Source organism: Nostoc linckia z4, from assembly GCF_002608075.1.
GTDB classification, from domain to species: Bacteria; Cyanobacteriota; Cyanobacteriia; order Cyanobacteriales; family Nostocaceae; genus Nostoc; species Nostoc linckia.
In genome coordinates, this window is sequence record NZ_LAHA01000026.1 from 20327 (window position 1) to 33275 (window position 12949).

Genomic DNA, 12949 nt, shown 5'->3' on the forward strand with positions numbered 1-12949 from the left:
GGCATGGGAAAAGGGAAAGGGGTAAGGGGGAAAGGTTAAATTTATCCCTTTTCCCTTTACCCTTTAACCTTTACCCTTTAACCTTTCCCCTTTCCCCTAACTCCTCAGTCCCCATGCCCCTAAAATTTCACCTTATATATTAATAAAAACCTGATAGTGACTATGAAATCAATTATGGTGGTGGGGACAACATCCCACGCAGGGAAATCACTCTTAAGTGCAGCTATTTGTCGAATTTTATCGCGGCGTGGTTGGCGAGTAGCTCCCTTTAAAGGTCAAAATATGGCTTTAAATGCTTATGTCACTGCCAGTGGAGGAGAAATTGGCTATGCCCAAGCAGTGCAAGCTTGGGCGGCGGGAGTTGTACCTTGGGTGGAAATGAACCCGATTTTACTGAAACCCCAAGGGGATATGACTTCGCAAGTAATTATCAAAGGTAGACCAGTGGGTAAAGTCGCTGCCGCAGATTACTATGAACAATATTTTGACCTGGGGTGGCGGGCTATTGAAGAATCGCTACAGCATTTGGGAACAGAATTTGACTTGCTGGTTTGTGAAGGTGCTGGTAGTCCAGCGGAAATTAACCTCAAGCACCGCGATTTAACGAATATGCGGGTAGCAAAATATTTGAATGCGCCAACTCTACTGGTAGTTGATATTGACAGGGGTGGCGCTTTTGCCCATGTGGTAGGCACTTTAGAATTATTGGAACCGGATGAACGGGCTTTAATTAAAGGTGTAGTAATTAATAAGTTTCGAGGACAGCGATCGCTTCTAGAACCTGGAATAAAATGGTTGGAAGAACGCACCGGTATTCCCGTTGTTGGCGTTATACCCTACTTACAAGAAGTATTTCCGGCGGAAGATTCCCTTGATTTGCTAGAACGTCAATCAACCAAAGTTCAAGCAGATCTCAACATAGCAGTTATTCGTTTACCCAGAATTGCCAACTTCACTGATTTTGACCCTCTAGAATCTGAAAGCTCCGTTTCAGTAAAATTTATTAGTCCCAAGCAAGATTTAGGACATCCAGATGCAGTAATAATCCCAGGTACAAAGACCACAATTGCTGATTTGCTACTACTGCAAAAAAGCGGTATGGCAGAAGCAATTCAACATTATGCCGCTTCTGGGGGAACAGTTTTAGGCATCTGTGGCGGGTATCAAATGCTGGGACAAATCATAGCCGACCCAGAAGGAATAGAAGGACAAGCTGGTAGATATCAAGGGTTAAATCTTTTACCAATTAGAACTGTAATTACAGGACAAAAAATTGCCCGCCAGCGACAAGTTAGCTCGAATTATCCCCAGTTGGGCTTGCCAGTCAATGGCTTTGAGATTCATCAAGGGCGATCGCGCATTGAACAGCAAGGAATAGATAGTCAATCATACCATGCGCTATTTGACGATATTAACTTAGGATTAGTAGATAATTGTCAGTCAGTCTGGGGTACTTACCTCCACGGAATTTTTGATAACGGCCCTTGGCGACGGGCTTGGTTAAATCGCCTCCGTCAACAACGGGGTTTAAAATCTCTGCCCACTGGTGTTGCTAACTACCGGGAACAACGAGAGCAAATTTTAGATTCTCTAGCTAGTGAAGTTGAAAACCATTTAGACTTAACTCCGTTTTTGTCTTAAGCTAGAATGCTTTGAAATGTCATTGGTCATTGGTCATTTGCTTTAGACAAAGGATAAATGACAAATGACACGCCCTAAATCAAAAGCGTAAGATTAATGATTGTTCGTGTCCGATTTCTACCAGATGATGTCACAGTAGACGCCGAAGTGGGAGAAGCCCTCTTGGATGTAGCAGACCGGGCTGGAGTATTTATTCCTACTGGTTGTTTGATGGGGTCTTGTTACGCTTGCACTGTGGAATTAGAAGATGGAGAAAACATCCGCGCCTGTATCACAGCGATACCACCACGCGAAGAATTAACGATTAATTTGTTTAGCGACCCAAGTTGGTAATGTTGCTTTGCATTGAAAATCACTGGTAAGCTATGGAGATATTAGAGAACAACATGGCACGGCCACCCATACATCCTGGAAAAATTCTTGCTGATGAACTTCATGAGTTGCAGATAAGCGCAAGTGAGTTAGCACGTATCCTTCATGTACCAACAAACCGCATTACTGAAATAATTAATGGTGAACGGGCTATTACCGCTGACACCGCATTACGGTTAGGGGAATGGTTTGGTACTGGTGCCGAGTTGTGGATTAATTTACAAAAGAATTATGAGCTTAGGCTAGCTGAACAAAAAATCGGTAAAGAAATTCAAGCAACTATTTCTCCCCGAATATTATCTGAATTCAAACAAGTCAACGCATAAACAAAAATTTAATCAATGATTAGGTTTTTGGTGTTTAGAGAATTTTTGTATTTAAAGAAAATCTATAATACAAGCATTTTGGCGTCTAATCCTGCTTAATTTGCGGTATCAATCTCAAGTTATTATGGTATTAAGACTGTTTTTAAGTACTATTACTGATTTTTTATATTTCTCAAATCTGTATAGTTTATCCTATCAATTTTATTTATGAACAAGTAAAAATATGAAAGCACAGAGAGTACTAGAAAAAGAGATACTTGAACTATTAAATGAGGATGTATATCAGGTTGAATATGTTATTACTTTAATAGAAATGCACTGTTCAGCGCAAAGTAGAAAATGTCATGAAAATGGGATATCAGGAGATAAATTCCAGGATTTCCGTTACTGGAGCGCTTATGCTCAAGGTATAGCAGACCTCAAAATAAAACAACAAAACTATATCCCATCTTCAACAAAAGAATAAGAGTCAGCAGTAAAGCCTACTACAACCTTAAAAAATCCAAATCTTTCTATTAGGCAGTAAGAAATTTTTACACTTTATTTCCTACTGCCTGTTTTTTCTTGCTATATCAATTTCCTTTAATATTTAAGGCGTATTGTCTAAACCTTTCCAAATCTGCTTGAATTGTCGATTCAACTATCCGTCCCAAAAATAAGTTATCCATAATTTTGCCAATAATGCCAGGGATAGCATAGGAAATAGTCATTTTGACGATAGTACTATTATGGCGATCGTAAAAACGAATCGCTCCCTGATTCGGCAACCCATCAATGGATTCCCATTGAATAATTTGGTTGGGAATTACTTTCAAAATTCGAGATTTCCAAGTAAATTCCAAACCATTACTACTCAATTTCCACAGAGATATATCTGGATTATCTGGCGGAATCTTCACTGAATCAATCCACTTCATCCATCGCGGCATTTGTTCTAAATCAGACCAGAGGCTCCATACTAAATCTATGGGAGCTTCTACTTCTATTTGCACAGTATGTTCTAACCAATCTGACATGATTTTTTATTCCTTGGCGTCTACTGTTTGACAAAAGCCAGTGGGTGTCTATGTCAATTTTTCAAAGTCTCCAAAATCACTTTTGCTGCACGCCGTCCAGAAATGGTAGCACCTTCCATACTGTCAATGTAATCTTGCTGCGTGTAACTTCCTGCAAGGAAGAAATTATGCACTGGGGTTTTTTGGTTGGGACGATACACATCCATTCCTGGTGCTTCTCGATAAAGAGACTGAGCAAGTTTTACCACGCTGTACCAAGTCATATTTAACTCCCGCGATGAGGGAAAAAGTTCGTGGACTTGCTTGAGGACATGTTGAGCGATCGCTTCATTACTTTGTCCAATAAAGGGATCTCCTGGTGTCAGTACTAACTGTAATAAAGATCCCTGTCCTGGGCGATAATAATCGGCAGGGCTAGTCAACGCTAAATCCGCAAAACAAGAAAAGTCTGCATCGGCTGTGTAAAGTAAATTATCTATTCCAGCCGCTTGATTTAACTGTTTACGGTTTTCTGCATCCTTGAGTTCTGTCACCCACCCATCGAAGCGTAATTGCACTGTTGCCACTGGCACTGCATCGAGTTTGTAAATATTGTCAAATTCTGACCATTTACGCCATTTTTGGGGTAGGATTCGCTGAATACCTGGAACATCACAGGCAAATACATAAGCATCAGCAGTGATAGTTTCTACTGTATCACCTTGGGCTACTATTATGCCTGTAACGCTTGTTTGTTCGTCTGTTTCTGTAAACTGAATTTCCCGCACTTGCCGACGGGTATAAACTTTAGTGCCTCTAGCTTCCAAATATTCCAGAATCGGCTTGTGCAAATACTCAGCTGGGGAACCTTCGAGCATTCGCAGCACTGAAGCTTCAGTTCTGACTGCAAATAACTGGAATATTGTTAACATACAACGGGCAGAAATGTTTTCGCAATCAATAAATCCCAATGCGTAAGCGATGGGATTCCACATACGTTTGATGCTACCGTTACTGCCACCATGACTGCGGAACCAATCGGCAAAGCTAATTTTATCCAAATTGCGGATGGTTTTCATCGCCCCATTAAAGTCAACTAAGCCGCGAACTATCGGACTAGTACCCAAGGCGATCGCATTTTGCAATTTATCCTGCAATGATAATTGAGAAGTAGTAAAAAATGCTTTTAATCCATTAAAAGGCGCACCTGTAATAAAGCGAAAATCTAAAGCACCAGTCCCGCCTCCTTTGTTAACAAAAGTGTGGGTATGCTCTTTGAGGCGTAAGTTTTCTAACCCCCCCACTTTCTTCATCAAATCAAATAATTGGTAGTAGCACCCAAAAAATACATGCAACCCCATTTCTAAATGGTTGCCATCTCCATCAACCCAACTGCCAACTTTACCACCCACAAACGGACGAGACTCAAAAATCTGTACTTCACAACCAGCATCGGCTAGATCCACTGCGGTTGCTAGCCCAGCCAGTCCCGCACCTACAATTGCAACACGCATTCCGTCGTTCCTTTTCAGTTTCTTTACAGATTGTAACTGGGTTGGCGTCGGAATTTGCTACTTAATATCAACTCACCACCATATTCAGGCTAGGCGATGTCAATACTAAAAGATTTTTGATTACTCCTTTTAGTCTCAGCAAATGACCAGACGCGAGAAAAACGCGCCTGTATCGATTAGACAAACTTTTGTCCATTGCAGTGGACTCAAAAAAGGATCGCGGTTATTTTTTTGGTGGCAAAACAGCTATCTGGTAAGTCGTAAAAGCACTTTCTTACCTATTTCCATCTTTGCCTTCGTCAGACATAGGCAAACTTCTAATCAGTTCGCGAATGACATCAGTTGCAGGTCTACCTGTTTGCTGACAATATTTTTCTAGTTTTTCTGCTTCCTGTGTTGCAAGGTTAACAGTTATACGTTTTACGGCCCATTTTTTATTTGTCATTATCATGCTATTTGCTGTATATTTACACCATCGAAAAAGGTCTAACTAAAGAGGAAAACGATAAGATTACCAGAGTTTGTGTCATGAAACAAGTAATACCATTAATATTAAGATTGTTGGTTTTGTCAAAGGTTTCATCATTTTCTAAACAAATCAAAAAACTACAGTTTTTGTTACCATTGTGACAGCATAAAAAGCACATACTTGCTTTTTGAAATAAAAACTCCAGTAACAGCATGAGTAAACCCTGACCGTGAGATTTTCAATAGTGAATTTGAGATATCTACTATTGACTCAATCAAGATTTCCAAAGCTATTTTCCAGGCAAAGCATTTGAGGTTGTGTTTTAGCCAAGTTTATCCAATGTCCTTGGAGAGAACATCTGGTGTGACACCTGAGACTCCAGCTAGAGAATCATTTTGGTGGCTCAATGCTGACCTTGATGTTGGTTGCAATGGTATATATAACTAGCGAAAGCTTACTCAAAAAATAGGTAAATAAGCGATCGCTCTAGACCAAACGCCCATTTACACTGATGACTGTAACTAATCACCTAATATTTACTTCCAGCTTTATAGGTTTTGGTTTTTGGTCATCGAACTGATTTATTTGTTCGGTGAATTTTGTAGTTAAAAAATCTGCGGTGTAAATATCCCAGATTTGCTGATAAATTTTAACAACATTATCTGTAATATTACACAGATTAATTAGCTATCAAAATGTGATGTTATTTGAGTGTTGTCTCTAATAATATTTTAGTTTTGTTTCATCCTTTTACATTAACTCCCCGTAAAGATACGATGAATTTTTGGATATTTTTTCTCTTCCCTCTAACGATATAATTTGCTGACAGAACAACAAATTATTTTTGTCTTTGTTATTTTCATCTATCTGAAGGTATTAGAAATTGTTTGTAGGCAATTATTTTCTTACATATTGGTGGGTGAGTAAATTTTTGGTCATAATCAAACTAAAATAAAAATGATAGCCAAAAAAAATGATGAGAAAATAAATCATTATTTAAAAGTAAGTATACTTATAAACAACGATTTTACATTTCATATCTCTTTTTCGGTATTGTGCCTATTATAGCTGTAATATACGCACTTTAAGTAATCTTTATTTAGACAAAAATCCTATTTGATATTCTTTATAAGAAATATATAATCGTGGGCTTTTGCTTAATAATATCGATACATAATTAAGATATTCAGATCGAAACATATAAAAAAGATTTCCATATTTACAGTCATCAGCTATGGTAATCCTAAATGAGTTATTAAAGTACTCATGAAAATAGAGAAAAGGGAATAAGCAACAGGCAAGAGAAAAAATAATTGACAAATTTACTATATATTCACAAATGATATAGGATTACTATAGGTTTAATTCAACGAAAGACTATTTATAAATAGTGTTGATTAAAATAACTAGGTCAACTTAATTAAACATAAAATGATAGCAACGCACCTCAATTGATATAGTAGAATCTATCAAGGTGCGTTAGCCTACGCCACAACACACCCGACATTTATTTACATCCACATCTTAGGTTTTTTTACGTTGAGCTACTTATCATCAACTAATTTAAAAACCCATAAGTAAGTCGGTATGAATATTTATCATTAGGACTTACGCAACGCCGATATTGTCATTGCGACCGAAACGCAGTGTAGGGAAGCAATCCCAGCGTCAGGGGGGATTACTTCTCTACGAGACGCTGTGCGTAGCTTGCTTCTGTGTAGGAGTACGCTATCGCTCGTAATGACCCAATTACGTTATTTTTGCGTAAGTCCCGATCGTTAAAATCAGGCAGTAGGGAGTAGAAAGTAGGGTCACGACTTTCCATTCTTGTATCGCTTTGTTAGGTTGAAACCCCGTCCCTTATCGGCGGCAAAGCTTTTCCCACTCCCGACTCCCGATACTCTACTTCACTTTTATGGCCAAAAGTGCAACTATTCAAATTTAAGTTCAGGCATGAGTTGAAGAGTGCCAATGCCCAAATCTTTAGGTGAGAGCGATCGCGCTTCAAACAAAGCCATCATATCTCGTAATTGAGGATTGCCGCGGGAAGCTCCAGTGAGTCCTTTGGCAATGATTAAACCGCAGTATCCCTTTGTATTTTTACAACGCTGATTCCATTTTTTCCGGGCTTCTACATGAATTGGATCTTCATCCAAAAATTCGCCAAAGAGGAATAATTCGCCATTTTGAGTTTGCAATAAACCCAGGTCGTAGCGATCGCCATCAAACGGGTCGGCACCTGGATTAAAGCAAATTGCTTTGAGTCCACCTGCTGCTTCAATTCTTTCAATTACAGTTTTAGCCTTGGGTCGAGAAGTTTGAATTAAAATCACCGGTAAACCATCGCCCACTTGTTTGATTTCACCAGCCTTATGATAGTTGACACCTTTATGCAGATACTCCAACATCTCCCAGGAGACCACACCTAAACTGAGGAAAGAATCTTCGGGAATCAAATCATCTTGTAACGAGCGAAAGTTTCCAGAGCCAAGATTGTCAAATTCTTCATCCTCAACACCAAAGCCAGCCATTTCTTCTAATTCTGCTGCTAACTCTGGCATGGTAGAGACTGTCACAGCCACAGATTTAGTTGATTCTTCAGATTGTGGGGGAGAAATGCGATAGCGACGGCTAAGGGAAGGGAAGGTTTCAGAATGCAACTGGCGTCGGTGGTCGCGAAGAAAGCGGCTCAAGCTTTCAATGGCAACATAAATTACCAATGCTTCCTCATCATACAAAACAGAACGCAGTCCTTCTAAAGGGTGGATATTACCGAAAGTGGGGTCAATATCTGAAAGTGGCAAATCTGCCAAATCATCGATATCATCCTCATCTTCGTCGATTTCGTCAGCACTTTCAAAAGTGAGAAACAAACAATCTTGTTTGAGAAAAGCTTCTTCTAGACGTTCTTTTGATTCTTCATCTTTTAAAACTGCCGCTCGAAACCGCTTGAGAGATTCTTCTGAACGATAAAATAAAATCCCATACTCCATTCCCAGCATTCCCATAATGGAAGCGTAGAGCGTACCAACATCCCACTTATTAATTTCTATTGATAGAATTTGTTGTTCTTCCAAAAATTCCCAAGGTGCAGCTTGCCAAATTGCAAAAGCTTTCTCTCGCAAAATTTGTGCGTATTGTGGAGGTAAGTCGGGGGTTTGACTATCCAGGATATCAGCGAACCCGCGAAACAACTCGTCAATTAAAGGTAATTCTGGTGCGTAATCAATGGCGATATCCAAATCTTGTAGCACCCCTCGCAGGTAAAATTGGATTTCGCGGTCTTTGACTACAATTCGTTGGGGTCTGGCGGGTTTTGCCGGACTGTGGGGATGTTCCATTGCTCGCATCAAAGTGCGAACTATTGCTTCCGGGCCGATATCTGAAGCTACCACATCCATACCCCGGACAATACCTTGGGAGTAATCTACCCAAAGAATGCATTCTCCCTTAGCTTCTGAGTCTGAATGCTGGCTTGGTGACGATAACGGACGACGATCGCCCTCCCATACAGAAGGAATTTGAGTTAATTTCTTCAACCGACGACTGGTAGAGCGATTAAAACTTGTCATAGAGTAACTTAATCAAAAGAAGCAATTTAGGAAGTAAACTTTTGGGGATGGCTAGCCTCGGATTGAATTTTCATGGCTGCATCACAAGAGTGGTCGCATCTGTGGCTGCCAAAAGGCTTGAACTCCAAAAATACAAATCGGTAAGATACAGTGAGTCTCTCAATTCTAGAATAAAAATCTTTCGCCGCTTTTGACGGAGTGTTTACAATTTGGCACTTAGCGGCATCTATGCCGCTAGAATGGATACAAAAACACCAAGGGTGATCCAGAGGCAATAACAAGCCTACACAGGTGACACTTGGAATAATTAAGGAGTTGAAAAGCAAATGACACAAGCAACTCAGGCACAACAACGCGGAATTCTGCTGAGCGAAGCCGCATTGCGCCAGGTAAAATTTCTCCAGGAAAGGCAAGGCAAAGACTTATGCCTGCGGGTAGGAGTACGTCAAGGTGGCTGCTCTGGGATGTCTTACATGATGGACTTTGAAGACGCCAGTAAGATCGGCCCTCAGGATGAAGTTTTCGATTATGATGGCTTCCAAATTGTTTGCGATCGCAAAAGTCTATTATATCTCTACGGCTTAATGCTCGATTACAGCGATGCCATGATTGGCGGCGGCTTCCAATTCACTAACCCCAATGCTAGCCAAACTTGCGGTTGCGGTAAGTCATTCGGGGTGTAATATTGTTTAGTTGTCATTTGTCCTCTCTTACAAAGTTCTGTTCGCGCTTCGCGTTGCCGTAGGCATCGCCGTAAGTCGGTGCACAGACTTTGCGCTTTGTCCAAAGCAAATGACCAATGACCAATGACTAATGAATATTGACTAATTTAGTATGACTCAAACAGTTGAATCCCTGTTTGACACAGGTTTAGAACGTTATAAAGCTGGAGAACCAGTAGAATCTTTAATTCCTGTGTTTAAAGAAGTGTGCGATCGCGCTCCCAGAACTAGTTCAGCTTGGATTTGTTTAGCGTGGTTATATCTACTCAACAACAAACCCAACCTGGCTTACAAAGCTGCAAACAAAGCAGTCAAGTTAAATCCACAAGACCCACAAGGGAGGATTAATCTTGCTCTAGCAATGCTGGAAACAGGTCAAAAAGGTTTGAGGGAACACATAGACTTTGCACAACAATTAATTTTTGTCAACCAAGAATGGGCTGATGAAATAAAAAATAGTATTGAAGACGGTTTAACTAGGAAACCAGACTGGGAGAATTTGAGAAAAGTGAAAAAATGGCTGTTTGAAGAATAGAGAATGGGGCATGGGGCATGGTGAGGCAGGAGTAGAATAACTTTCAACTGTGAATTCCTCAGTCATCAGTGAACACGTCCAATGCCCTGTTTGGCTAATGCCCAATGCCCAATGCCCAATGCCCAATACCCAATACCCAATACCCAATGCCCAATGCCCCAATCCCATCATGAAAGATAAGTTGTTAAATTGGCTAAACCTGATTTTAGTAGCAGATGTGTTTTTAGTTTTGTTTGGCTTTGGTTGGTTAGCGATCGCGGCGGTTGGCGATGCTGCGGGAGTCAACCTGGGTTTAGATTTATGGCATCAATTATGGCAACCCTTATTTAACCCGGCAATTGGTATCCTGATGGGTGGTGCCATCCTCAGCGCTATTATCAATTGGGTGTCTAAAAAATTTTTCTCTTCTAGTCAATAATCAGCAATTGGGTATGGGAGACAAGGGGGAAAAGGAAGACAAGGAAGACAAGGAAGACAAGGAGCAATCTTTCTCCTTATCTCCCTTGTCTACCCCCTCTCCCTCATCTCCCCATCTTTGCATCTCCCCAGTCCCCAATCCCTATAAAACAATTTCTTTGAGTGCTGCTTTTAAATTAGGATAACGGTACTCGAAACCTGTTTCTACGGTGCGCTTGGGTAAGACTTTTTGACCTTCTAAAACTACTATTGCGCCGTCTCCTAAAAGGGCTTCGATGGCAAAACCAGGAACGGGTAACCAAGAAGGACGATGCATCACTTCTCCTAAAGAATGGCTTAATTCTGTCATCCGTACTGGGTTAGGGGCTGTGGCATTATACACACCTTCGATTTCTGGTTTGGTTAAAGCTTGGAGAATCAGGTTAACTAAGTCGTCTACGTGAATCCAAGAGAACCACTGACGACCGCTACCAATGGGGCCGCCAGCAAACAGTTTAAATGGTGGAATCATTTTAGCCAAAGCACCGCCATTGCCTAAAACAATACCGAAACGCAGAATTACTAAGCGCACACCAGCTTCTTTTACCTTTTTAGCTTCTGCTTCCCAGGCTTGACAGACTTCGGCGAGAAAATCGTTACCAGATAAACTTGTTTCATCAAAGCTAGCGGTTTCGCTAGTACCGTAGTAACCAATAGCCGAAGCATTAACTAACACAGTTGGTTTTGGATTAGCACTGGTTATTGCTTCCACGATTTTTTGTGTGCCTAACTTGCGACTATTGAGGATTTCTTGTTTGCGTTCTGGTGTCCAGCGTCCCTCGCCGATGGGTTCTCCTGCTAAATTAACTACCGCATCACAAAGGGAGATGGCACTTTGCCAAGAACCAGATTGAGTCGGGGTATAAGCAACAATTTCCAGATTACGGAAAGCCCCAGATGGAAAAACTTTTTGAGCAAAAGTGGTATTCCGAGTTAACACCAGTATTGTGTGGCCTTCCTGGTGGAGTCGTTGTATCAAACGACTACCAACAAATCCTGTTGCTCCAGTAATTGCTACTTTCATTTTTTACCTCTGCCAAAGCCTTATTTTAAAGTTTTTTATCAAATTTTAAGTTTAGGTTACAAGGCAGCAAAGTAAGAGAACTCCAAAAAATAAATTATTCTGGTTCAGGTTGTTGACTGTTGACCGTCAACAGTAGCAATGGAATATTTTTTTACTTGCATTTAATTGAAAGTCCCTTGTCTCCCCTTCCCGTTATCCTCTTGGGTCACATGCTTGAGTATTATAAGATGGACAGAGTGTTGCAAGGCATGGGGCTATTATGGGTCGCTATACCTGTTCATTTCTTGTTTCTGTTCCTAGTGACCATCTCCAGCCGTTACTTGTAGAACTTCTACAGGACTGTCAGTTGGATGTTCAATACCAGACAAGCGATTATATTATCGCTCGTGAGTTTCCTGGTAGTGTTCCTTTTTCTAAATTAGTCACAGTGGAAGTACTGATTGATAAATCAAAAAGTACTGAAACAGAAACCAGGATGAGTATTGTGATTAAAAATGAAGAATTGCCACTGCAAGTGGATAATTACTGCCGACAAATGTTTGAATTCATCAAGCAGGCGATCGAAGGTAGCCGTCATTGGCATTTGATTGAAATTCTTGCTGGATAACTTTTGATGCTAATTATTAATTTTCCCACAGCATAAAGCTGTGGGATTCCCAAAGTTTTATTGATTGGCTCTCCACTAAATGTGTCTGTAATTCAATCTCCCAAATCTTCTAAATCCTCAGTCATACCGGGGTTTATTAATGTAATATCGTACTCACTTGAGTCCGTTTGCCCTAAACGCTGAGTGTTTCTTAAGAGGTAATAAATGGCACGTACTTGAGGGCCAAAAACGATCTCGTCTTCATTTTTTAGATCGTGGGCTGGCATCTTGCGTCCATTAATCATCAAACCGTTGGAACTAGGCTTTCCCTTGGCATCGCCATCTACTATTCGGTAATAGTAGCTATGACTGTTATGCTCTCGTGGCAACCTCACTAATGTGGCATGACGGCGGGAGACAAACTGCGACATCAAGCGGATATTACATTCGCGGTCTCTACCAATAGAATAGACGGGCTGCTCTAAAGAAAATTCCTTGCGACCTTGATCGTCTTCAATAATCAGTAGATGGTTTTCATTGATTTCTGCTGCCATTGACAAATCGTTGCTAAAATCAGTGGAACTTTTATCAATCAAGATTTGTTTAGTATCGTATCCTACCATTCTCACGCACCGTAGTTTGTGGTGGCAATTTCAATCAGCTTTAAAACTGCATAATACCTTGAAAGAGTAGAACATGGTTGTTCTACTCCTCATTAGTCATTAGACTTCTAAGAG

Annotated in this window: 15 protein-coding genes; 8 read left to right on the forward strand and 7 right to left on the reverse strand. The window is 40.6% G+C overall.

The window, feature by feature from the left end; genetic code table 11:
• The first annotated feature begins 162 nt into the window (after positions 1 to 162).
• From cobQ to VF06_RS20345, 4 genes are all read left to right on the forward strand, one after another.
• Entirely contained in the window at positions 163 to 1641 is a 1479-nt protein-coding gene (gene cobQ / locus VF06_RS20330; RefSeq protein WP_099067237.1) for a cobyric acid synthase CobQ, read from the forward strand.
• Positions 1642 to 1737: 96 nt separating this feature from the next.
• Positions 1738 to 1974, forward strand: coding sequence for a 2Fe-2S iron-sulfur cluster-binding protein (locus tag VF06_RS20335; RefSeq protein ID WP_099067238.1), 237 nt, complete (start codon positions 1738 to 1740; stop codon positions 1972 to 1974).
• Between the two features lie 53 nt (positions 1975 to 2027).
• A complete protein-coding gene (locus VF06_RS20340; RefSeq protein WP_099067239.1) occupies positions 2028 to 2339 on the forward strand; it encodes a HigA family addiction module antitoxin in 312 nt (103 codons plus the stop codon).
• 223 nt (positions 2340 to 2562) lie between these two features.
• Entirely contained in the window at positions 2563 to 2805 is a 243-nt protein-coding gene (locus tag VF06_RS20345; protein ID WP_099067240.1) for a hypothetical protein, read from the forward strand.
• A 106-nt stretch (positions 2806 to 2911) separates the two neighbouring features.
• On the opposite strand, the gene VF06_RS20350 is transcribed toward VF06_RS20345, so the two are convergent.
• From VF06_RS20350 to VF06_RS20365, 4 genes are all read right to left on the reverse strand, one after another.
• The gene (locus tag VF06_RS20350; protein WP_099067241.1) at positions 2912 to 3355 is read right to left on the reverse strand and encodes an SRPBCC family protein; all 444 of its coding nucleotides are present in this window, start codon (positions 3353 to 3355) and stop codon (positions 2912 to 2914) included.
• A gap of 53 nt (positions 3356 to 3408) precedes the next feature.
• Positions 3409 to 4848, reverse strand: a complete 1440-nt coding sequence (zds, locus tag VF06_RS20355) for a 9,9'-di-cis-zeta-carotene desaturase (RefSeq protein WP_099067242.1) — start codon at positions 4846 to 4848, stop codon at positions 3409 to 3411.
• A gap of 274 nt (positions 4849 to 5122) precedes the next feature.
• Positions 5123 to 5299: a ribbon-helix-helix domain-containing protein gene (locus tag VF06_RS20360; protein ID WP_099067243.1), complete on the reverse strand. Its 177-nt coding sequence runs from the start codon at positions 5297 to 5299 to the stop codon at positions 5123 to 5125.
• 1949 nt (positions 5300 to 7248) lie between these two features.
• Positions 7249 to 8889, reverse strand: coding sequence for a DUF6930 domain-containing protein (locus tag VF06_RS20365; RefSeq protein ID WP_099067244.1), 1641 nt, complete (start codon positions 8887 to 8889; stop codon positions 7249 to 7251).
• Between the two features lie 326 nt (positions 8890 to 9215).
• Between VF06_RS20365 and VF06_RS20375 the strand changes: the two genes are divergently transcribed.
• From VF06_RS20375 to VF06_RS20390, 3 genes are all read left to right on the forward strand, one after another.
• The gene (locus VF06_RS20375) at positions 9216 to 9572 is read left to right on the forward strand and encodes an iron-sulfur cluster assembly accessory protein (protein ID WP_099067246.1); all 357 of its coding nucleotides are present in this window, start codon (positions 9216 to 9218) and stop codon (positions 9570 to 9572) included.
• 151 nt (positions 9573 to 9723) lie between these two features.
• The gene (locus VF06_RS20380; protein ID WP_099067247.1) at positions 9724 to 10146 is read left to right on the forward strand and encodes a tetratricopeptide repeat protein; all 423 of its coding nucleotides are present in this window, start codon (positions 9724 to 9726) and stop codon (positions 10144 to 10146) included.
• 169 nt (positions 10147 to 10315) lie between these two features.
• Positions 10316 to 10564: a DUF8620 family protein gene (locus tag VF06_RS20390; RefSeq protein ID WP_099067249.1), complete on the forward strand. Its 249-nt coding sequence runs from the start codon at positions 10316 to 10318 to the stop codon at positions 10562 to 10564.
• On the opposite strand, the gene VF06_RS42825 is transcribed toward VF06_RS20390, so the two are convergent.
• On the reverse strand, positions 10565 to 10687 hold the full coding sequence (locus VF06_RS42825; protein WP_257207517.1) for a hypothetical protein: 123 nt from the start codon (positions 10685 to 10687) through the stop codon (positions 10565 to 10567).
• Positions 10688 to 10705: 18 nt separating this feature from the next.
• Positions 10706 to 11626, reverse strand: a complete 921-nt coding sequence (gene thyD, locus VF06_RS20395; RefSeq protein ID WP_099067250.1) for a thylakoid membrane protein ThyD — start codon at positions 11624 to 11626, stop codon at positions 10706 to 10708.
• A gap of 259 nt (positions 11627 to 11885) precedes the next feature.
• Between thyD and VF06_RS20400 the strand changes: the two genes are divergently transcribed.
• Positions 11886 to 12233: a hypothetical protein gene (locus tag VF06_RS20400; RefSeq protein WP_099067251.1), complete on the forward strand. Its 348-nt coding sequence runs from the start codon at positions 11886 to 11888 to the stop codon at positions 12231 to 12233.
• A gap of 92 nt (positions 12234 to 12325) precedes the next feature.
• On the opposite strand, the gene VF06_RS20405 is transcribed toward VF06_RS20400, so the two are convergent.
• Positions 12326 to 12835 (reverse strand): FHA domain-containing protein, encoded by a 510-nt coding sequence (locus VF06_RS20405; protein ID WP_099067252.1) that lies wholly within the window; start codon positions 12833 to 12835, stop codon positions 12326 to 12328.
• Positions 12836 to 12949 lie beyond the last annotated feature (114 nt).